At 33.8% G+C, this 20,905-nt stretch carries 21 protein-coding genes and 1 pseudogene; 17 read left to right on the forward strand and 5 right to left on the reverse strand.

Annotated elements, in window-relative coordinates:
* Positions 1 to 20: 20 nt before the first annotated feature.
* Positions 21 to 818: a lipid II flippase Amj family protein gene (locus tag ACQVV1_RS00105; protein WP_063223291.1), complete on the reverse strand. Its 798-nt coding sequence runs from the start codon at positions 816 to 818 to the stop codon at positions 21 to 23.
* A gap of 192 nt (positions 819 to 1,010) precedes the next feature.
* Here ACQVV1_RS00105 and ACQVV1_RS00110 point away from each other — a divergent pair, with 192 nt between their 5' ends.
* From ACQVV1_RS00110 to ACQVV1_RS00135, 6 genes are all read left to right on the forward strand, one after another.
* A complete protein-coding gene (locus tag ACQVV1_RS00110; protein WP_242251809.1) occupies positions 1,011 to 1,676 on the forward strand; it encodes an HAD family hydrolase in 666 nt (221 codons plus the stop codon).
* Between the two features lie 207 nt (positions 1,677 to 1,883).
* Entirely contained in the window at positions 1,884 to 3,323 is a 1,440-nt protein-coding gene (locus tag ACQVV1_RS00115; RefSeq protein ID WP_309260111.1) for a GntP family permease, read from the forward strand.
* A 39-nt stretch (positions 3,324 to 3,362) separates the two neighbouring features.
* Entirely contained in the window at positions 3,363 to 4,565 is a 1,203-nt protein-coding gene (gene eutG, locus ACQVV1_RS00120; protein ID WP_242251811.1) for an alcohol dehydrogenase EutG, read from the forward strand.
* Between the two features lie 185 nt (positions 4,566 to 4,750).
* The gene (locus ACQVV1_RS00125; RefSeq protein ID WP_060630658.1) at positions 4,751 to 5,449 is read left to right on the forward strand and encodes an aspartate/glutamate racemase family protein; all 699 of its coding nucleotides are present in this window, start codon (positions 4,751 to 4,753) and stop codon (positions 5,447 to 5,449) included.
* 87 nt (positions 5,450 to 5,536) lie between these two features.
* Positions 5,537 to 6,010, forward strand: coding sequence for an SAM-dependent methyltransferase (locus tag ACQVV1_RS00130; protein WP_063223296.1), 474 nt, complete (start codon positions 5,537 to 5,539; stop codon positions 6,008 to 6,010).
* Positions 6,007 to 6,447, forward strand: a complete 441-nt coding sequence (locus ACQVV1_RS00135; protein ID WP_242251812.1) for a GNAT family N-acetyltransferase — start codon at positions 6,007 to 6,009, stop codon at positions 6,445 to 6,447. Before ACQVV1_RS00130 ends, ACQVV1_RS00135 begins: the two co-directional genes overlap by 4 nt.
* Positions 6,448 to 6,503: 56 nt before the next feature.
* On the opposite strand, the gene ACQVV1_RS00140 is transcribed toward ACQVV1_RS00135, so the two are convergent.
* Both ACQVV1_RS00140 and ACQVV1_RS00145 read right to left on the reverse strand, forming a co-directional pair.
* Positions 6,504 to 7,031, reverse strand: coding sequence for an HAD-IIIA family hydrolase (locus ACQVV1_RS00140; protein WP_431168412.1), 528 nt, complete (start codon positions 7,029 to 7,031; stop codon positions 6,504 to 6,506).
* 29 nt (positions 7,032 to 7,060) lie between these two features.
* Positions 7,061 to 7,492 (reverse strand): GNAT family N-acetyltransferase, encoded by a 432-nt coding sequence (locus tag ACQVV1_RS00145; RefSeq protein ID WP_242251815.1) that lies wholly within the window; start codon positions 7,490 to 7,492, stop codon positions 7,061 to 7,063.
* Positions 7,493 to 7,645: 153 nt separating this feature from the next.
* Here ACQVV1_RS00145 and ACQVV1_RS00150 point away from each other — a divergent pair, with 153 nt between their 5' ends.
* The 6 genes and pseudogenes from ACQVV1_RS00150 (at position 7,646) to ACQVV1_RS00175 (ending at position 12,458) form a co-directional block, all read left to right on the forward strand.
* Positions 7,646 to 8,356 carry an ABC transporter ATP-binding protein gene (locus ACQVV1_RS00150; RefSeq protein WP_431168413.1) on the forward strand — a complete coding sequence of 237 codons (711 nt, stop codon included), beginning with the start codon at positions 7,646 to 7,648 and terminating at the stop codon, positions 8,354 to 8,356.
* Complete coding sequence (locus ACQVV1_RS00155) at positions 8,349 to 9,548, forward strand: ABC transporter permease (RefSeq protein WP_242251818.1); 1,200 nt, start codon at positions 8,349 to 8,351, stop codon at positions 9,546 to 9,548. The genes ACQVV1_RS00150 and ACQVV1_RS00155 overlap by 8 nt, the downstream gene beginning before the upstream one ends.
* A gap of 282 nt (positions 9,549 to 9,830) precedes the next feature.
* Positions 9,831 to 10,418 (forward strand): YpjP family protein, encoded by a 588-nt coding sequence (locus tag ACQVV1_RS00160; RefSeq protein ID WP_063223301.1) that lies wholly within the window; start codon positions 9,831 to 9,833, stop codon positions 10,416 to 10,418.
* Between the two features lie 105 nt (positions 10,419 to 10,523).
* On the forward strand, positions 10,524 to 11,165 hold the full coding sequence (locus ACQVV1_RS00165) for an HAD family hydrolase (protein ID WP_431168414.1): 642 nt from the start codon (positions 10,524 to 10,526) through the stop codon (positions 11,163 to 11,165).
* A pseudogene (locus ACQVV1_RS00170) lies at positions 11,152 to 11,514 on the forward strand (VOC family protein). Before ACQVV1_RS00165 ends, ACQVV1_RS00170 begins: the two are co-directional and overlap by 14 nt.
* Before the next feature lie 11 nt (positions 11,515 to 11,525).
* Positions 11,526 to 12,458, forward strand: a complete 933-nt coding sequence (locus tag ACQVV1_RS00175; RefSeq protein ID WP_242251822.1) for an aminoglycoside phosphotransferase family protein — start codon at positions 11,526 to 11,528, stop codon at positions 12,456 to 12,458.
* 34 nt (positions 12,459 to 12,492) lie between these two features.
* Here ACQVV1_RS00175 and ACQVV1_RS00180 read toward each other — a convergent pair whose 3' ends face one another.
* The gene (locus ACQVV1_RS00180; protein ID WP_242251824.1) at positions 12,493 to 13,776 is read right to left on the reverse strand and encodes a S41 family peptidase; all 1,284 of its coding nucleotides are present in this window, start codon (positions 13,774 to 13,776) and stop codon (positions 12,493 to 12,495) included.
* A 126-nt stretch (positions 13,777 to 13,902) separates the two neighbouring features.
* The gene (locus tag ACQVV1_RS00185) at positions 13,903 to 15,360 is read right to left on the reverse strand and encodes a serine hydrolase (RefSeq protein ID WP_242251825.1); all 1,458 of its coding nucleotides are present in this window, start codon (positions 15,358 to 15,360) and stop codon (positions 13,903 to 13,905) included.
* Positions 15,361 to 15,558: 198 nt separating this feature from the next.
* Between ACQVV1_RS00185 and ACQVV1_RS00190 the strand changes: the two genes are divergently transcribed.
* From ACQVV1_RS00190 to ACQVV1_RS00210, 5 genes are all read left to right on the forward strand, one after another.
* Entirely contained in the window at positions 15,559 to 16,515 is a 957-nt protein-coding gene (locus ACQVV1_RS00190; RefSeq protein ID WP_242251827.1) for a thymidylate synthase, read from the forward strand.
* A gap of 19 nt (positions 16,516 to 16,534) precedes the next feature.
* Positions 16,535 to 17,023: a dihydrofolate reductase gene (locus tag ACQVV1_RS00195; RefSeq protein WP_060630671.1), complete on the forward strand. Its 489-nt coding sequence runs from the start codon at positions 16,535 to 16,537 to the stop codon at positions 17,021 to 17,023.
* A gap of 157 nt (positions 17,024 to 17,180) precedes the next feature.
* Complete coding sequence (gene pbpC, locus ACQVV1_RS00200; protein WP_242251828.1) at positions 17,181 to 19,166, forward strand: penicillin-binding protein 3; 1,986 nt, start codon at positions 17,181 to 17,183, stop codon at positions 19,164 to 19,166.
* A gap of 241 nt (positions 19,167 to 19,407) precedes the next feature.
* The gene (locus ACQVV1_RS00205; protein WP_063223308.1) at positions 19,408 to 20,043 is read left to right on the forward strand and encodes an FMN-dependent NADH-azoreductase; all 636 of its coding nucleotides are present in this window, start codon (positions 19,408 to 19,410) and stop codon (positions 20,041 to 20,043) included.
* Positions 20,044 to 20,154: 111 nt separating this feature from the next.
* Positions 20,155 to 20,874, forward strand: a complete 720-nt coding sequence (locus ACQVV1_RS00210) for a lysophospholipid acyltransferase family protein (RefSeq protein WP_242251829.1) — start codon at positions 20,155 to 20,157, stop codon at positions 20,872 to 20,874.
* Positions 20,875 to 20,905 lie beyond the last annotated feature (31 nt).

A 20,905-nucleotide genomic window follows, 5' to 3' on the forward strand; every position in this document is an offset into this window, starting at 1 on the left:
AAACTCACCTTTCTAGTAAATTAATGTATTAGTTCAATAATCCATAAAATCCAGTAAGCACCTGGTACAAATAGTAGTTGTGCTAATAATGTACCGAAAAGTCTAGAAATCATTAGCCAACCGTACATTTTACTCATAGATTCAGCACCATGCTCTGATTGTAAAGCACGTTCTGTTAAAAGAGCGATGCGTGGATCGAGTAGTACCGTTAATAAAATTGTAGCAAAACCATTTACAAGACCAGAAGCTGTACTTGCGTTTGTTGCATAGTCTGGATTTAGAAAAGAAGCGTAAAGGGCAGCAAGAACACCTGCTGTATAAATAGCAGTAGCAAACATGTTAATAAGCATAATACGTTTTGGAATACCACCGATACGCAGTCTATGAATCATTTCTAACTTTGGAAACCGTACATATTTGTTTGTGTACTTTAATTTTTGAATGTTATTCGTCTTCATCATTCGAATGAATGAACCATCTGTTTCAAAGTTTTGAATGACGTATCCAAATAGTTTTGTCAAAGTTGGATACAGTATAATCGCAAGCAATGTACCAACAGAAGCAGATAATAGAACGAGCCGTATAATATGCTCTAAATCAATAGAAGAATCTAATTTTGCTTCATCGACAATACCACCGATTAAAAAGGCTTGTAGTAAGTTAGATGTTCTTGAAATAAGCAGTACCATTCCTACGACGGATAAGGCAACGGCAATCTTTTTTAAACGTACACCAGCTAATCGAATACTATAAGAGCTAGTTTCAACAGCATGGATGACAATTGTGAAAGCCATTATAAAAATTAATGTAATTGACATTTGTTTCACCAGTTTCTATTAAAATAATTGTAACTTTTTTACTTTATCATATGTATCGTTTTTTGTAACTGAAAGTATGTGACATAGGAAAAGTGATTTTTCAGAAAAAAGATAATGATAGTATAATAGAAGGGGGAATGGGAAAATATGTTATAGGTTACTTATAAAGTAAAATGAGTGGGGGAATGAAACATGTACACAACATTTCTATTTGATTTAGATGGAACATTAACGGATCCGAAAGAAGGGATTATAAATTCAGTATTGTATGCATTAAAAAAGGTTGGCATAGAAGAATTACATATAAGCGAGTTAGATTCATTTATTGGCCCTCCCATTCAGCAATCATTCATAGAGAGATATAATATGAGTGAAGGAGAGGTTGAACGAGCTGTTTTTTATTTCCGTGAATATTTAAAGCAGCGTGGTTTGTTTGAAAATAATGTATATGAAGGTATTCCAGATCTTTTACAACAATTAAAAAGTTCAGCTAATCGTTTATTTGTAGCAACTTCAAAGCCTACAGTATTTGCAAAGCAAGTACTAGAGCACTTTCAATTAACGGATTATTTTGAAGATATTATTGGAAGTAATTTAGATGGTACAAGAATAAAAAAAGAAGAGATTATTGCTCATATTTTACACACAAATGAAGAACTTAATAGAGAAGGGATTGTTATGATTGGAGATAGAAAGCACGATATAATCGGTGCGAACCATAATGGAATTGCTTCAATCGGCGTTTTATATGGCTATGGTAGTGAAACAGAATTGACTGAAGTGGGTGCGACTCATATAGTAAATGATGTAAAAGAACTACATCATTTTTGTTTAGAAAATAGTTTGATAAAGAAGTAAATATAGAGACTGAAAATCCCTTTATAACGTATGACGATGAAATCGTTTTTGTTTAAAGGGATTTTTTATATGTAATCGAATATGTATAATTAGACATTTTTAGCATGAAAAATTTGTATGAATAAGAGGAGTGATGTCAGAATCAAAAGATAGTAGTAGAAGTTTATTAGTAATAGTTTGAATTTTCTGTTTAAAGGAGGGGTATAATTGGAGCTAGTTATTATATTATTAGCACTTAGTTTACTTATGTTTGTAGCATATAGAGGTTTTTCTGTAATTTTATTTGCGCCAATATTTGCGTTATTTGCGGTATTTTTGACAGAACCTAGTTTTGTATTACCTTTCTTTTCGAACATTTTTATGGAGAAAATGGTAGGTTTTATTAAACTATATTTTCCTGTGTTTTTACTTGGAGCAATATTTGGGAAAGTAGTAGAAATGTCAGGGATTGCGGACTCAATTGCAAAGACAATTATAGAGTTAGTTGGTGAAAAACGTACAATATTAGCGATTGTATTAATGGGTGCTATTTTAACGTATAGTGGTGTTAGTGTGTACGTAGTAGTATTTGCTGTATATCCGTTTGCAGCTAAGTTGTTTCGACAAGCGAATATTCCGAAGCGTTTAATTCCTGGAACGATTGTTCTTGGAGCAGTCACGTTTACGATGGATGCGCTACCTGGATCACCACAAATTCAAAACGTAATACCAACAACATTTTTCAAAACAGATATTTATGCTGCACCGGTACTTGGGATTGTAGGAGCAATTTTTGTTCTTACATTAGGTTTACTATATTTAGAGAGTAGACGTAAGAAGGCAAAAGCAGCCGGTGAAGGATATTTTGGTTTTAACGATGGGAATATCGAAATGGCAGCATCTTTGCAAGCAGAACAAAAAGATATGCCGCTACTTAAAAGTATTGAAATTACAAGAACACAGCAAGTAATTGCTTTTATTCCACTTATTTTAGTAGGTGTAATGAATAAAGCTTTTACTATTATGATACCGAAGTGGTATCCGAACGGTTTTGATTTTTCTTCAATTGGTATGAAGACATTTGGAAAAGTAGAATTAAGTGCAGTAGTTGGTATTTGGTCAGTAGAATTGGCACTTATTATAGGTATAGTAACAACGCTATTATTATATTGGAAACGAGTAGTAACAGGGTTTCAAGCTGGATTAAATACAAGTATTGGTGGAGCGCTACTTGCAACGATGAATACAGGAGCTGAGTTTGGATTCGGTGGTGTCATCGCAGCACTTCCAGGCTTTGCGATTATGCGAGATGGCATCTCTGCCACATTCACAAATCCCCTCGTGAATGGAGCAGTCACGACGAATATTTTAGCTGGTATTACAGGCTCTGCATCAGGAGGAATGGGAATCGTTTTAAGTGCAATGGGAGATAAGTTTATTGCAGCAGCTAATCAATTTGATATTCCATTAGAAGTAATGCACCGTATCGTATCAATGGCATCAGGAGGAATGGATACATTGCCACATAACGGGGCTATTATTACTATCCTTACAGTAACGGGATTAACTCATAAACAATCTTATAAAGATATCTTTGCCATCACAGTATTGAAAACGCTTGCTGTATTTTTGGTTATCGCATTCTATACTTCAACAGGAATTTATTAAGATTAGATAATAAATGAATGATAAGAAGGGGTGGAGTACTTGCAAGAAGTTGCTGAGTTTCGTATGCCGAAGTCTGTATTATATGGGAGAAATTCACTTGAAAAACTGGGGGAACAATCAAAGAAATTGGGGAAAAGAGCTTTCATAGTTTCTGATACAATTATGGAGAAATTAGGGTACATTGAAAAGTGTATAAAACAACTAAATGCAAAAGGTATTACTACTATTACATATAATAAAGTGAATGCAGAGCCTACAAATATACACGTGTTAGAAGCATTAACTGTATGTAAAGAAGGAAAATGTGATTTTATTATCGGTCTTGGTGGTGGAAGTTGTATTGATGCTGCGAAAGCAGTTGCGGTGTTATATACAAATGGTGGAGAAGTGGAAGATTATGTTCAAAAGAATTTAGAAATAGACAATGATCCGCTACCACTTATTGCAATTCCAACAACTTCTGGCACTGGATCAGAAGTAACAAGTGTAGCAGTAATAACGAATAAACGAACAGATGTAAAAATGATGATGAAGCATCCAAGTTTTACCCCGCAAGTAGCTATAATTGACCCGATTTTAACACGTTCGGTACCAGCTCATATAACAGCAGCAACAGGGATAGATGCATTATGTCATGCAGTCGAAGCATATATTTCTAAAGTTTCACAATCACTTACAGATGTACTCGCTCTTTCAGCAATTGAAAGTATTATGAAGTATTTACGTATTGCATATGAAGATGGAGAGAATATGGAGGCAAGAGAAGCGATGATGATTGCTTCCTTACAAGCTGGAATTGCATTTTCGAATGCATCTGTTACATTAGTTCATGGAATGTCAAGACCAGTAGGAGCATTATTTCATGTACCACATGGTATATCGAATGCAATACTATTACCTACAGTTTTAGAATATACAAAAGGTAGTGCGGTAAAAAGATTAGCGGAAATTGGCCGCTGTTTAAATAAAGATTTGTATTCAGATTGTGATGAAGAAGTAGCTGACTACACGCTGAGGGAAATAAAAAAACTTTGTTTTGATCTTCGTATTCCAAATTTAAAAGAATATGGAATTTGTGAAGGTGAATTTGAAAAAGCTATTTCTAAAATGGCGTCAGATGCAATTGAAAGTGGTAGCCCAGGAAATAATCCACGAGTACCATCCTATGATGAAATCAAGCAGTTGTATCGAGAATGTTTTCATTATCGATATGAAGATTCTATAAAAACATTGAAGTTTTAATTTCAGAATATTCAATAAAAATTTCCGAGGAAATGAATTTAGAATTAATCTTCATTATTAACATCTTATTTAGTTAAAAACAAGACTTTATATGATAAACGTAAAGTCTTGTTTTATTGTGTATAATGTACATAATAAAATATCATTATTAGTTGTATAAAAATAGTTTAGGTAGGTGTTTTTGTATGAAAACGATAGGTCTTATTGGTGGGATGAGTTGGGAATCAACTTCTGAATATTACCGAGTCTTAAATGAAGAAATAAAAAGTAGATTAGGTGGGTTACATTCAGCTAAATGTTTAATTAATAGTGTGGATTTTGAAGAGATTGAACGATATCAGTCTAGTGGTGATTGGGATGGTGCAGGAGAAATTCTAGGGAATGCAGCACATTCATTACAAAAGGGAGGAGCAGACTTTATAATTATTTGCACAAATACAATGCATAAAGTAGTTGGAAAAATAAAGGAGTATATTCATATTCCAATCGTACATATTGCTGATGCAACTGCAAAAGAAATTAAAAGAAAAGATATTCAAACAGTTGGTTTGCTTGGAACTAAATATACAATGGAGCAAGATTTCTATAAGTCACGTATTGAAGAGAATCATATAAAAGTAATGGTCCCATCAGAAAAGGATAGAGATAAGATAAACGAAGTAATATATACGGAATTGTGTTTAGGAAAGATAACATCTCAATCTAGAGTATATTATAAAAGAGTTATAGAAGAGCTAGTACAAGAAGGAGCACAAGGAATCATATTAGGTTGTACAGAAATAGGATTATTAATAAAGCAGGAAGACGTATCCATTCCGATATTCGACACAACTCATATACATGCAGTTGAAGCAGTTAATTTCGCCTTACAAAATAGAGTATAATTATATTATGTAACCTAGTGCGCATGTGTGGAAAACATTCAGAAAATATTTTATAATGTAAGTGGTTACATTTAAGGGGGAATGCGTATGTTTTCAGTTCAACCAATCGCATTTGTACATAATGAAAGAAGGGAAATAAAAGATGATGAGTGGGGAGAAGTAAGATCCTATATTACTTTAACTGAAATGTATACAGAGGAAAGTATACAAGGGATTGAAGATTTTTCTCATATTGAAGTAGTTTTTTATTTTCACAAAGTAACTGATGAACAAATTCAATATGTTGCTAGACATCCTAGAAATAATCATGATTATCCTAAAGTAGGGATTTTTGCACAGCGCGGGAAAAATCGTCCGAATCGCATAGGAGCAACAATTGTAAAGGTAATTAAAAGAGAAGGTAAATCAATCATTGTTGAGGGGTTAGATGCTATTGATGGCACCCCTATATTGGATATAAAGCCAATAATGAAAGAGTTTATGCCGAAAGAAGAAATTCTACAGCCTAAATGGGCAACGGATATAATGAGACAGTATTGGAAGGGGAACGGAGTAAAATGAGAATATATGAGGCAACAATTGCAGATTTAGATGGACTAGCATCAGTTTTTAATAACTATCGTATGTTTTATAGACAAGATTCTGATATAGAAGGAGCAAAAGTATTTTTACAAAATCGAATGGAGAGAAAAGAATCTGTTATTTTCGTGGCAGTTGAAGACGGTGAATATATTGGATTCACGCAATTATATCCATCATTTTCGTCTATTTCGATGAAAGAATTATGGATTTTAAATGATTTATTTGTACAAGCTGCTAAGCGCGGAGCAGGAACAGGAAAAAAATTATTAGAAGCTGCGAAAGAATTTGCCTTAGAAAATGGTGCAAAAGGTGTAAAATTACAAACAGAGATAGACAATCTATCAGCGCAGCGATTATACGCTGAAAATGGATATTTGAGAGATAATCGTTATTTCCATTATGAATTAACGTTTTAAATAATAATAGATTAAAAGAGGCGCTTTCATTTTGAAGGCGTCTCTTTTAATTTGCATTATAGTTGATTTAAAACCCAATTTGTCGCATCTTCAAAGTTTTCTGCAATGTAGTTTGGTTCAATATGTGCCCACTTGTCTCGGTACGTATGTAAAGCGTCGTAGCCAGCGCCTGTTCGTACTAAAATTGTCGTCGCATTCACTTTTGCTCCTGCAACGATATCAGTCCAGCGATCACCAACTACAGCACATTGTGTTAAATCAAGCCCATGTTTTTCCGCTGCTTTAAGAAGCATACCTGTACTTGGTTTCCGGCATTCACAACCATCACCATGTTTATGAGGACATACGTAAATATTATCAAAACCGAAGCCTTCTAATTCTTGTGAAAAATCGGCTATAGTCGCTATTCCATCCGCAATACCTGGTTGATTTGTGAAAGAGAAAATTTTTATATTTTGAGCTTTTAGTTTTTGCAAAGCTGCTTTTGTAAAGGGGAATAAAGTAAAAGATCCAGGGTAATGTATAGTAGTGTCACCGCCAATTGTACCGTCACGATCAATGAAAATTGCTTGAAGGTTTGCCATAGTTATAGTCCTTTCCATTAAAAAGTAGTTTAAAAATATTTTACAAATCGATAGCCATTTACTTCATATCCCAATTTTTTATAAAAAGGATGAGCTTCTACTCGTTTTGTTCCACTAACTAGCCATGTGCCAATGCAATTATGCTTCTTTGCTAATTGCTCTGCATAATCCATTAATACTTGTCCAATGCCTTTTCGTCGTATTGTAGAATCAACGCTAATAATTGAAATTTCTCCATACCGAGTTACATCTTCTAAATTTTCACGTATACGAAACCCAAGTAATCCAAATATAGTTTTTTCTTCCTCATAAACATATAAAAAATCAAAAGGGCTCATTTGTACGAATTGTAATCGGTTGTTCATATCTTCATACGAAATAGAGGAACCTTTTAGTTCTGTTGTTAAAGAGCAAAGTGCATCTATATCGTCTATCGTCGCTTCACGAATTTGAAAAGACATATTATCCACTCCCATTAAATGTAATCAAACATTAAGTATTCTGTTAAAAAATATTTATTCCTGCTACGAAAATAAATAATTTATAATGATATATAGATAGTTATATGTTATTCTTTTCCTTGTTTGTATTGGAAATGGAAAGAAGGGGAATGTATGTTAGAAGTAAATATCCGCTCTGCTGGATATGAAATAGGTGAAAAAACAATTCATGATATCGCTTTTTCTATTGAAAAAGGTGAATTAGTTGCTCTTATTGGCGCAAATGGTGCCGGAAAAAGTACGACGATTAAAACAATGCTAGGGTTGCTTGTAAATGTGAATGGTGAAATATCATTCGGTGAAAAGAAAAATCCGTATGCATACGTGCCAGAACATCCAACTTATTATGATTATTTGACGCTCTGGGAACATATTGAATTATTAATGGCTGCTCGAGGAAACGAAGTAGGAAGCTGGGAAAGGAAAGCGGAAGAGTTATTACATCTGTTTCGAATGGATAAGCATAAACATGAGTATTTATCAAAGTTTTCTAAAGGTATGAAACAAAAATCGATGCTTATATTAGCGTTTTTAACAGAACCAGATTTTTATATCATTGACGAACCTTTTATCGGACTAGATCCAGTAGCTACGAAAGAATTTTTAAGTTATTTATATAAAGAAAAAGAACGCGGGGCAGGAATTTTACTTTGTACGCACGTATTAGATACAGCTGAAAGAATTTGCGAAAGATTTTTACTCATTTCGCAAGGAACATTAGTCGCAGATGGACATTTAAAATCTATCCAAACGTTAGCAGAAATGCCGGGTAGTTCATTATTAGACTGTTTTGATGTAATCGTAAGGCGTGAACAGCATGATTAAACAACAATTTTATAAAAGATTGCGCCATGAACTAGGGCGGAAATGGAAATCCATACGTTCTATAACTGATTGGACAGTTGGGCTATATATTATTATTCCAGCACTTATATTTATAGGGATTTATTATCGTTCACTGTGGATAGAAGAACAATCGATGAGAGAGGCGGTTTATTTTGGATTAGGTCTACTGGCATTTTATGTGATTACATATGCAAGAGGAGTTCGTTCATTTTTTAAGCAAGCGGATAGTTTATTTTTAATTTCGTATCCCGCACACATGCAAAAGTTAATCCAGTATGGCATGACATATACGTTTATTCGGATAGCGATAACGAATGTAGTGGTAGTAGTTTCCATGTTACCAGTGTTGATAAAAAGTATTGGAGTGACGAAGGTACAAGTCGTATTATTTTGGCTATTCTTTACTGTATTTCGATTTATGTTGTCGTTGTTAACGAGATTTATTCATGTACGTGTGGGGAAACGATGGCTACTATGGATTATAAAAAATGTTATATTTTCTATAAGTCTATCCTTTTTTGGGGTGAGTCTGTTTCTTATTTATAAAAATCCATTTTATTCTATACTATGTATCGGTCTAGCAGTTTTTCTAATTATCGTATTGATAAAAGAAAAACTAAATTATAAAAATTCATTTTTTAAAGAGGTTGAGAAAGAGAAAGAAGAAATTATGCGCTGGACGAGTGGGATTATGCAAGTTGGTGGTCATGCAGCTAAACCGAGTAGTTCGAATAAAAAACCGTGGATGTTTCCTCGTTCTAAAAAGTTTTTAGGGAAGAAAAACGATTATCGTATTGTTGAATCCTTTTTGAAAGAATTTTTCCGTACAAGTAGTGCACGAATATTTTATATTCAAATTGTATGTATAAGCACAGTAAGTATTATTATGAGTCCGAGGTGGATTGCGGCTATTATTCTCTTATTTGCCTTAGTTGCAATTTCTCGCTATGCACGTGATTATTGGAATGAATTTACGAAAAAAATGTTTCTTCATTTATATTGTGATGAAGGTAAATTACTATTGTTAAGATGGAAGTCAGATCGCTATTTATTACTTCCAGTAATACTTTTGTATGGAATAGTTATACTTTCTCATTTTTATTTATTACCAGCTGTAATTGCTGGGATTATTTTTATAGTATTGATTGTTTGGATTGTATTCTTACCATAGAAAAAGAGCCGGAAAAGGGCTCTTTTTCTAGTCTGTAACACATTGATAAATAAAATATATTAAAACGAGTATACTTGCGGCGGAATACATGACATCTAAAGTCATCTGGTGGCCTCCTCATTGTTGTTGTATTTTATTGTATGAAATCTTACAATTTCATATTCAAGTGAAAAATATGTGAACGTTAACAAAATTGTAAAGTGCAAAAATTACAATCATTTTGTATAATAGAAGAAACAACCGTTATATAAAATATAATGAGTGAAAGGGGAGGGAACATAAATGCCAAATTGGTTTAGAAAAACCTTAGTCGCATTAATTACCGTATTTACATTTGGTTTAGTGACGCCTCCTTCCATATTACTTGATAATGCCAAAGCTGCGGACAAGCCTACGAGCACAGCTGGGCAACCAAATTTGGAGAGCACGTCCTATACATATGAAGAAACGAATGACAGGTTAACCACCGATACTTTTATTACTTATGCGATGCAAGAAGCAGAAAAACAGTCTATGCAAAAGTTTGGTACTAAAATTGGTCCAGTAATTGAAGATGAGTTTAAAGATGTAGTATTACCAAAAATTGAAGAGGCAATTGCTGAACTTGCAAATGATGTACCAGAGGAGTCGTTACAATCATTAGCAATTTCTCAAAGACCGGCTGGTGGAAATAATGAAAAGATTTTTCACGTTTATGATACGAAATCAGGAAATGATTTACTTCGATTTCATGTAAGACGAGATCATCCACCGCAAGATGGTTACTATTTTAATTTCCACTATCATCGTTTTGATGATGGATACTCAGGACATCATGAATTAGGAAATATTTATTGGAATACGAATGTACCACCAAAATGGCTTTCTTAAAAAGAACAAGAGAAAATCTTGTTCTTTTTTATTTTTATAGAAGGGTAAGACAACTATGTTGTTGAATAAGATAGGTTTAGAAAAAGAAGTAAAGGGTGTATGGGAATGCAAAAATATATTGTTTTTGACTTTGATGGCACATTAGTAGATTCACAAAATATATTTGTACCAATTTATAATCAACTTGCTGAAAAGCACGGATATAAAACGGTAAGGGAAGAAGAAATTGAGTATTTACGTAAATTAACGATGCCAGAGAGATGTAAAAAGCTCGATGTACCACTGTATAAACTACCAATTTTAGCGCTGGAGTTTTATAAAATGTACCAACCGGCTATAAAAGACCTCGTTTTATTTCATGGGATGAAGGATGTATTAGATGAACTACATAAAAAAGGCTATGGAATTGCGGTCATATCCTCTAATTCAGAAGAGCATATTCGGGCATTTTTACACAATAATGATATAGAAAATATTCAAGAAGTATATTGCTCTAAAAACTTGTTCGGTAAAGATAAAATGATTAAAAGGTTTTTAAAATCGAAAAAGATAACAGAGAAAGATATGTTATATGTCGGTGATGAACAGCGAGACGTAGCAGCATGTAAAAAGGCTGGGGTGAATGTAATTTGGGTATCTTGGGGATATGATGTCATTGAAACGGTAAAAAAAGATGCGCCAGATTTTATGGTCAATACGCCGATGGAAATTGTCCAAATAGTACAGGGGGCGTATTCATATTATTGAATTTTCGGTAGCAAATTAAGAGGAAGCCATTTCTTTTTATGATATGCTTTTTTCAATAATTTGATGGAGAAAGTTAAATGATGTATATAGTACAGGTGAAAGTAAAATATATTTTAAAGAAGTAGATGGGGAGATTGTAAAGACTTTAGGACCAACACATATTTGTTACCAAGCTATTAAAAGAGAAGGTGTTGATGAGGTAGCAGAGTTTCTTTCTAGTACGAAAGTGAACGTAATACGTGGTCCAATTCAAATGAATCATTATTCGGAAGGGTACTATACGATGGATTTTTATGATCCGAATGGGTTTATTATAGAAATAGCGTATACACCAAATGTAGAAATATAAGGGGAATAAATATGAAGACAATTACAGCAGGGCAAAACAATATAAAAATAATAAAGGATGCAACAAATATTGAAGAAATTTCTAAAGGTTTCTCACCCGATAAGAAATATGTAATTACGAATGCGAATAATGAAAAATATTTATTGCGGACAGGCGATATAAAAGAATATGAAAGAAAGAAAATAGAGTTTCAAATTTTAAATGAAATGCAAAAGCGTAGTGTGCAAGCTCAAAAACCAATTGAAATGGGGGTATTAGCAGAAGATGGCTTATGCTATGGCATTTTTTCATATTTAGAAGGGGAAGATGCGAAGAAGCTATTGCCTACGTATTCACCAAAAGAACAATATGAAATTGGTATAGAGGCAGGAAAAGATTTAGCAAAAATGCATACATATGAAGCTCCTAATGATATACTTCCATGGTATGAAAGAGCAATGAAAAAACATCAAAAATATGTAGAGGCATACAAAACATGCGGAATAAAAATAAAAAATGATGATAAAATCATTAAGTTTATAGATGAAAATGAAATGTATTTACAAAACCGCCCGAATCGATTTCAACACGATGATTTTCATTTAGAAAATATAATTGTAGGGGATGGGAAATATGTAGGTGTTGTTGATTTTAATGGTTATGATTGGGGCGACCCACTCCATGATTTCGTAAAAATTGCACTATTTGCAAGGGACATTAGTATCCCATATGCGATTGGACAAATTACTGGATATTATAACGGAATAATACCTGAGGAGTTCTGGAGATTATATGCGGTGTACGTTGGCATGACGGTTTTCTCTTCAGTTGTCTGGACATTACGAGCAGCACCGCATATGTTAGATGATACGTTAGAACGTCTTACTGTAGTTTTAGAGGATCATAAAGATTTTGAGCTATTAAAGCCCATTTGGTTTCAACCAGAAAAGATTAATATGAAATAGAAAGGTAGGTGTGAGTCACATCTACCTTTATTTTTTACCATTCTTCGTTTTGAAGTAGTTGTAATGCTAACTTTAAATCTACGTCTTCTTGTATATGTTCCGGAGTCCACGAGATATGTATATGTGGTTGAATACCAATTCCGGACATTCCTTCGCCTTTATCTATAATTGAAAGTCGTGAAGTAGGGTAGTAAAGAGCGAATGTATCAGCCCATTCCATTACTGCTAAATTAGAATAATCATTTACACCAGCAGTAGGACGACCTATTACTTTTACTTTCAATGATTTTTTTGCAACTTCTACAAAAGAATCACCGGAACTTCCGCATGTAACATCTGTTAATATAACTACTCTATTAGGTGATTTTCTTCCGTGTATTTTTAATGATTGAAGTTCTTTTGGTAACCCAGAGGTATCAAATGTAACGAATCCTTTTTTATAATTCTTTTTTAAATCTTGAATAAACATATTAGTGAATAATTTGGAAAGTTCGTCTAAAGAATCATAATCTTCCATTTCGATGTCTTTCATACGTAAATGAAAGTTTCGTTCTGTATGATTAAATTGCATTGTATCTGAAGGATCCAAAAGAGAAATTTCTTTGTCTTCAAATAAGTAAGGAAGTAGGTTGAAAAATGCATCATCACTTCCGCCACGATTTAATTGAACATCAATAATTAAGTTTGGAAAAGAATTAAGCTCATTTTTGTGTGAGTCTAATAGTTTATTAATAGCTTCAATATTTGCAAAATCCGTCAAAGTAATTAAGAGTGTATCTTTATTATACTGTTTCAATGAATAAATAGGCGTGTATTCGCTTTGTTTATACTTTTGTAAAGTTATGGTTTTAGTTACTCCATTTTCATCTATAAGTGTACAATTTGATGATTTTAATAAAACATAATCCCATTTTTCACGTTCATATGTATTCTCATTTAAATACTTCTTATATTTTATTAATAGCTCAGGAACTTTCATATTATCTAATGCTAGAATAGACTGTCCCTTTTTCACTCTTATTTCCTGTGAAGTGGATGTAATATATAGGCGGTCTTCGTATCTTTTTACTTGAAAGCCAACACCGTTAAGCGGTTGATTGTTAGAGATCATTTTGAAAAACATATGATTATCTTTAAAGTCTAATAAGTAATCACGTACAATCTCAGTAAATTGTACTGGTGTTAGTTCTCCTTGCTTCTCTAGTTTCTCGATTGTCTGTAAATAAGTAGTAGGATTGTCCCATCCTTTCTTATCTATACAACCTGAATAATCGTGATGAGTAATTGAAACAATTTCTTTAAAAATTCCTATGTACACAGCTTTTCCTCCTGGTAATTTAATTAGTTGAATAATAGAATTCTGTGCCTGTTACGTATTATCCTTTTTTTGATGGGGGATTTAAAAGGAAATAGAGGGAAGTGTTATCATCCCTCTATTTAAAATTTATTTAATTTTCTTAAATGCAAGCGGCTGAGTACTTAACATAGCTGGTACATGTAACTGAAGGGATGGGAATTCACCGTTCACATTCATTTCATATGCAAATAATAGATTCATTTTCATTTGGAATAAGTCAACTTTTGCAGAAAAGATGTCGTAATGATGGTGCCCTAATTGAATGTCCATTTCCATGAATTGTACAAATAATGAATCATCTCGCTTGTATACTTGTAATGTTCCGTATGCCGGATGTTCGAAAGTACCAGTATAATCCTCTAATTTATGAGAAGGTGTAGTTCCTTTTATTTGTTCTGGAATGGATTCAGTTGCTTCTTTCATCATTTCCTTCATTTTTTCAGTATCTTCTACAGCACGTTTATGCCAATCAATGGATTCTAACTCAAGTAGCTCGTCATAAATTTGATTAGCAAGATAAGTAGGAAGTAATGTGCCTCCAGCATTCGTTAAAATGACAAGGCCAATGTTTTCTGTTGGTATGAATGAAACAAGCGCTGAAAATCCATCAATATTACCACCATGATGAATCACCTTATTACCACGATAAGCGCTAATAAACCAACCAAGGCCGTAACTATTTAATGGAGATTCAGGAAGTGATAAAACTGGTTGATCTGGAATGGAATTGTGCGGTGTATACATTTGTTGTAATAATTCAGGAGAAATTAATTCATGCTCTCCAAATTCCCCTTGTTTTAAGTGAAGAAGGACCCAATTGGCCATATCTTCAATTGTAGAATTAATACAACCAGCAGCCCCAACTGTATCGATGTTGCGGAATGGAACTTCTTTTACTTCACCGTTATTTTCGATGTAAGGTAAAGCATAATCATCTGTAGTTTGTGAATCTGTAACAGAGAAGTTTGTATGTCTCATATTTAAAGGTTCTAAAATATGTTCTGTAGCGTATTGCTCCCACGTTTGATTCGTAATGTTTTCTACAATATAACTAATTGTCGCATACATTAAGTTGTTATACAGAAATGATGTGCGGAACGGTGCATCAAGCGGTAAATGTTTTATTTTTTCAACAAGATCTTCTCGAGATAAGGAAGAGCTATACCAAAGAGCCTCATGACGACTTACCCCAGTACGATGAGAAGCTAAATCTCGTCCTGTAACTTGTGAGCTAGCAAGTAGTTCAGATAAAGAGAAGTTTGGTATATAAGACTGGACAGGAGTATCCCAATTAAACTTTTTTTGCTGTGCTAATAAACTTAATGAAAGTGTGCCAAAAGCTTTTGTTGAGGAACCGATTGCGAACCGAGTACTCGGTGTAACAGGCTCTTTTGTCTCTAAATTACGATAGCCGAAACCTTCTGAAATAATAACTTCACCGTCTTTTATAATAGCTACAGCAACTCCAGGAACATTTAAATCCTTCATCATTTTTTCAACTGTCGTTTGTAAAGTAGTCATTACAGGAGTTTCAATTTTAGACATACTTCTAACCTCCAAATATAAATTTTTCCCTACCGCCCTATACTTTCGGTAATAGAAAATGAAAACCTTTTTAATTATGGAAAGTTAATAATTTTGTAAGAATTACTGAAATAAATTTTATTAATCAAGATTATTAAATTTGCTGTTTTTCATGTTATGATAAATTCCATATAAGATTGAAAGAAGGTTTTTCTACATATGAAACATGCTGAAAATGAATACTTAAATTTATGCCGTCATGTAATGGAGCACGGTACGAAGAAAGAAGATCGTACAGGGACAGGAACTGTATCTGTATTTGGTTATCAAATGCGTTTTGATCTAAGTAAAGGTTTTCCTTTATTAACGACAAAGAGAGTGCCGTTTCGCCTTGTAGCAAGTGAATTGCTTTGGTTTATGAAAGGTGATACAAATATTCGCTATTTATTGCAGCATAATAATAACATTTGGAATGAATGGGCATTTAAGAGCTGGGTAGAAAGCGACGAGTATACTGGTCCTGACATGACTGATTTCGGTCTTCGCTCACAACAAGATGAGGAATTTAAAGTGCAGTACGATGAGCAAATGGAATTGTTTAAAAAGAACGTTCTAGAAAATGATGATTTCTCAAATAAATATGGTTATTTAGGTGACGTATACGGAAAGCAGTGGCGTGCTTGGAAAACGACAGCTGGTGAGACGCTTGATCAATTAAAAGATGTAATTGAAATGATTAAAAAAACGCCAGACTCACGTCGCCTAATTGTTTCCGCTTGGAATCCTGAAGATGTACCAAGTATGGCATTACCGCCTTGTCATACGCTATTCCAATTTTATGTAGCAGATGGCAAACTTTCTTGTCAGCTATATCAAAGAAGTGGTGACATATTCCTTGGAATTCCATTTAACATTGCAAGTTATTCATTACTAACACATTTAATTGCACATGAATGTGGTCTTGAAGTGGGTGAATTTGTTCATACAATTGGAGATGCACACATTTATACAAATCATTTTGAGCAAATAGAAAAGCAATTGGCACGTGAACCACGTCCATTCCCGAAACTTACATTAAATCCAGATGTGAAATCTGTGTTCGATTTTGAAATGGAAGACTTAACGATTGAAGGATATGATCCACACCCAGCAATTAAAGCACCGGTTGCAGTGTAATTGTAGAGGAGATGAAAAGATGATAGTTTCATTTATGGTCGCAATGGACGAGAATAGAGTAATTGGTAAAGATAATAATTTACCTTGGCGTTTACCGAGTGAATTACAGTATGTAAAAAAAACAACGATGGGTCATCCGCTTATTATGGGCAGAAAGAACTATGAAGCGATTGGTAGACCACTGCCTGGAAGACGTAATATTATTGTAACTCGTAATGAAGGATATCATGTGGAAGGCTGTGAAGTAGCACATTCTGTAGAAGAAGTGTTTGAGCTATGCAAAAATGAAGAGGAAATTTTTATTTTTGGCGGGGCGCAAATTTATGATCTCTTTTTACCTTACGTAGACAAGTTATATATAACAAAAATCCATCATGCATTTGAAGGAGATACATTCTTCCCAGAAATCGATATGACAAATTGGAAAGAAGTTTTTGTAGAAAAAGGTTTAACAGATGAAAAAAATCCTTATACGTACTATTACCATGTATATGAGAAGCAGCAATAATAATAATAAAGGTTGATGTGAAAATTCACATCAATCTTTTTATTTGTATTCATCAATATGAGTTTATAGATGACATTCGATAGTGCTATAATGAAAGATGCATGTAAAAATGCTAAAATTTTCTAAAGTATTTGTGTAGAAAAAGGAGGAGAATCGATTGAGAAAGATATGGGGGATTCTTTTTCTTTGCTTAACATTCATGTTAGTTGGATGTGGTAAAGAAGAAAAACCACAAGAAGCATTTGATACATATGCGAAAGCATGGAATAAACAAAAATTTGCAGAAATGTATGATCAATTATCAGAAAAGGCAAAAAAAGATATTTCAAAGAAAGAGTTCACTGAGAAATATGAAAAAATTTATTCTGGCATTGAAGTGAAAGATTTAAAAGTAGAAACAGGGGAAGTAAAAGAAGATAAAAAAGATGAAGGTCCTGTCCCTTTTAAAGTAAGCATGGATACAGTGGGTGGTAAAATCACTTTTGGCCATGAAGCAAAAATGGTGAAAGAAAAAGATGGAGATAAAGAATCTTGGAAAGTAGATTGGACTCCTGATTTCATATTCCCAGGCATGACGAAAGATAGTAAAGTGCGCATGCAAACGACGCAACCAAAACGAGGAGAAATATATGACCGTAACGGTAAATATCTTGCGGTAAATGGTAAAGCCTCTGAAATCGGAATGATTCCTGAACAGCTAGGGGATGCTGCTCCGCAAACGAAAGAAACGGTAGCGAAGTTGTTAAATATGTCTGTAGAAGAAATTGATCAAAAACTAGCAGCTAAATGGGTAAAACCAAATTACCTAGTACCAATGGGAATATTGCCTGAAGGAGCAACACAAAATACGTACATAGATTTACCGGGTGTTGCAACAAAACCAGTAAATGTTCGTTCATATCCATTAGGAGAAGCAGCAGCACATCTTACTGGTTATATTGGAAAAGTGAATGCTGAAGATTTAAAAACGCTACAAAAGAAAGGCTATCAAGCTGATGATCCAGTAGGTAAAGCTGGTTTAGAGCAAGTACTGGAAGAAAAGCTACGTGGTAAAAAAGGCGGCCGTGTCTTTGTAGAAGATGCACAAGGAAAAGAAATTAAAAATTTAGCAAAAACAGATGCTGTTGATGGGGAAAATGTAACTTTAACGATTGATAGTGCTGTTCAAGACGAAATTTATAATGAAATGAAAAATGAGGTAGGATCAAGTGCAGCAATTAATCCAAAGACTGGAGAAACACTTGCACTTGTGAGCACGCCAGCGTATAATCCAAATACGATCGCAAGAGGGGCGTCAAAAGCGCAACGTGATGCGGTAAATAGTGATCCGAAGAAACCGATGACGAATCGATTTACACAATTATCAGTTCCAGGATCTGTATTTAAGCCTATTACAGCTGCAATCGGTCTTGAAACGAAAACAATTGATCCAAAAGAAGAGTTGAAAATTGAAGGATTAAAATGGACAAAAGATTCTTCTTGGGGTAATTATTATGTAACGCGTGTAAAAGATGCAAATCCGGTTGATTTTGATAAGGCGATGAAATACTCGGATAATATTTATTTCGCACAAGAAGCTTTGAAAATCGGAAAAGATAAATTTATGAGTGAAGCGAAAAAATTCGGATTCGATGAGAAATTACCAATTGAATATGGATTCCCAGCTTCTAAAATCGCCAATGATGGTATTAAAAATGATATTCAAATGGCAGACACAGGTTATGGACAAGGGCAAGTATTAATGACGCCACTCCATCTAGCATTAACGTACGCACCAATTGTTAATGATGGAAACATACCTTCTCCATACATTATTAAAACAGATAAGCAACCAAAAGTTTGGAAAGAGAATGTCATTTCAAAAGGCAATCAGGATATATTAAAAACTGCTATGACGAAAGTAATTAATGATCCAGATGGTACAGGGAAAATTGCTAAAATTGATGGCATGACTCTTGCTGGGAAAACAGGTACAGCGGAATTAAAAGTATCAAAAGAGACTGAAGGAAAAGAACTAGGTTGGTTCGCTGCATTTGATTTAAATTCACCAGACATGGTCATTACAATGATGATTGAAGATGTAAAAGGTAGAGGTGGAAGTAATATTCCAGCTGAAAAAGTGAAACATGTTTTTCAAAAATAATATGTAATAAAAGGCTATCTCTATAATTTGTAGAGGTAGCCTTTTTGTATGAAAAAATTCTTAATATCTATATAATTAATTTTAAAGAAACAAAATAAATCATTAACTTACGAAAAAAAAGTAGCTATTTTTTATTGACATTAATTAAAACTTTTCGTATTATACTTACATAAGGTAAGTTATTAACTTTTAAAAAAATAATCTTGAATTAAAGGTAAAGAGAGAAAAGGGAGAGAATACAATGACAAAAGTACTATTTATCACAGCAAATCCAAATTCAGCAGAAGGTTCTTTCGGAATGGCAGTAGGAGAAGCTTTCATCGAAGCTTATAAAAACGAGCATCCACAAGACGAAGTTGTAACAGTTGATTTATTCAATACTACTGTACCAGCAATTGATGCAGATGTATTTGCTGCTTGGGGTAAATTTGCAGCAGGTGAAGGATTTGAAACTTTAACTGAAGCTCAACAACAAAAAGTTGCAGCAATGAACACAAACTTAGAAACATTTATGCATGCAGATCGTTATGTATTCGTAACTCCAATGTGGAACTTTAGCTATCCACCAGTAGTAAAAGCATACTTAGATAACTTAGCAATCGCGGGTAAAACATTCAAATATACTGAAAATGGTCCAGTTGGCTTATTAGAAGGTAAAAAAGCACTTCACATTCAAGCTACAGGTGGCGTTTATTCTGAAGGAGCATATGCAGCTGTAGACTTCGGTCGCAATCACTTAAAAACAGTATTAGGATTCATCGGTGTAAACGATACTGAATATATTGCAGTTGAAGGTATGAATGCAAATCCTGAAAAAGCACCAGAAATTAAAGAAGCAGCAATTGCTAATGCTCGTGAATTAGCAAAACGTTTCTAATATAGAATACTTAAAAATGTCCAAACACTTGCTGTTTGGACATTTTTTCTTCTTTTTCCTTCGTTTGTCTAGTATAATGAAGGTCGGAATGATAATAGGTGGGGGTTCTGTATGATTCAAACGTTTTTTAAAATCTTTTATTTAATTTTAATCGTAATAGCGATTACACCGAGAATGTGGCGTCTTAAAAGACAAGTAAATACGATGTCGCCACAAGAAAAAGATAATGCTGTGTACAAAACGACAAATTGGTTTGGTAAGAAAATGGTACGTGTAGCTGGTGGGGCAGTAGAAGTTAAAGGACTTGAAAATGTCCCGAAAGACAAGCCGGTACTAGTTGTAAGTAATCATCAGAGTAATATGGATATCCCTATTTTACTAGGTTACTTAAATAAACCAATTGGATTCGTTTCAAAAGCAGAGATTAAAAAGTTTCCAGTTGTACCAACTTGGATGGAACTTATGAATTGTGTATTTATGGATCGTAGCGATCGTCGTCAATCACTTCAAGCAATTAAAGATGGAATTGAGCTATTAAAGAATGGACATTCTATCGTAATTTTCCCAGAAGGGACAAGAAGTAAGGGTGGCGAAATTGGAGAGTTTAAAGCGGGAAGTTTTCACCTTGCAGTAAAATCTGGTGTAGCAATTTTACCTGTAACATTAGATAGGACATATAAAATGTTTGAAGCGAATGGAAACCGAATGAAACCAGCTCGTGCAACAGTAACAATTTCTAAGCCGATTACACCTGAAGAGTATGCGAATATGGATATTAAAGAGTTAACGAAGCATACACAGGAAGTTATCGCATCACAATTACATAAGTAATAAAAAAGGTTTCAGCTTGATATAAGCTGAA

Source organism: Bacillus basilensis (assembly GCF_050630465.1).
GTDB lineage: Bacteria > Bacillota > Bacilli > Bacillales > Bacillaceae_G > Bacillus_A > Bacillus_A basilensis.

Excerpts from the sequence above, each read along its gene's own strand:
- ACQVV1_RS00105 (WP_063223291.1), bottom strand. The coding sequence starts at position 818 with ATGTCAATTACATTAATTTTTATAATGGCTTTCACAATTGTCATCCAT.
- ACQVV1_RS00110 (WP_242251809.1), top strand. The coding sequence starts at position 1,011 with ATGTACACAACATTTCTATTTGATTTAGATGGAACATTAACGGATCCG.
- ACQVV1_RS00125 (WP_060630658.1), top strand. The coding sequence starts at position 4,751 with ATGAAAACGATAGGTCTTATTGGTGGGATGAGTTGGGAATCAACTTCT.
- ACQVV1_RS00130 (WP_063223296.1), top strand. The coding sequence starts at position 5,537 with ATGTTTTCAGTTCAACCAATCGCATTTGTACATAATGAAAGAAGGGAA.
- ACQVV1_RS00135 (WP_242251812.1), top strand. The coding sequence starts at position 6,007 with ATGAGAATATATGAGGCAACAATTGCAGATTTAGATGGACTAGCATCA.
- ACQVV1_RS00140 (WP_431168412.1), bottom strand. The coding sequence starts at position 7,031 with ATGGCAAACCTTCAAGCAATTTTCATTGATCGTGACGGTACAATTGGC.
- ACQVV1_RS00145 (WP_242251815.1), bottom strand. The coding sequence starts at position 7,492 with ATGTCTTTTCAAATTCGTGAAGCGACGATAGACGATATAGATGCACTT.
- ACQVV1_RS00150 (WP_431168413.1), top strand. The coding sequence starts at position 7,646 with ATGTTAGAAGTAAATATCCGCTCTGCTGGATATGAAATAGGTGAAAAA.
- ACQVV1_RS00155 (WP_242251818.1), top strand. The coding sequence starts at position 8,349 with ATGATTAAACAACAATTTTATAAAAGATTGCGCCATGAACTAGGGCGG.
- ACQVV1_RS00160 (WP_063223301.1), top strand. The coding sequence starts at position 9,831 with ATGCCAAATTGGTTTAGAAAAACCTTAGTCGCATTAATTACCGTATTT.
- ACQVV1_RS00165 (WP_431168414.1), top strand. The coding sequence starts at position 10,524 with ATGCAAAAATATATTGTTTTTGACTTTGATGGCACATTAGTAGATTCA.
- ACQVV1_RS00175 (WP_242251822.1), top strand. The coding sequence starts at position 11,526 with ATGAAGACAATTACAGCAGGGCAAAACAATATAAAAATAATAAAGGAT.
- ACQVV1_RS00185 (WP_242251825.1), bottom strand. The coding sequence starts at position 15,360 with ATGTCTAAAATTGAAACTCCTGTAATGACTACTTTACAAACGACAGTT.
- ACQVV1_RS00190 (WP_242251827.1), top strand. The coding sequence starts at position 15,559 with ATGAAACATGCTGAAAATGAATACTTAAATTTATGCCGTCATGTAATG.
- ACQVV1_RS00195 (WP_060630671.1), top strand. The coding sequence starts at position 16,535 with ATGATAGTTTCATTTATGGTCGCAATGGACGAGAATAGAGTAATTGGT.
- ACQVV1_RS00205 (WP_063223308.1), top strand. The coding sequence starts at position 19,408 with ATGACAAAAGTACTATTTATCACAGCAAATCCAAATTCAGCAGAAGGT.
- ACQVV1_RS00210 (WP_242251829.1), top strand. The coding sequence starts at position 20,155 with ATGATTCAAACGTTTTTTAAAATCTTTTATTTAATTTTAATCGTAATA.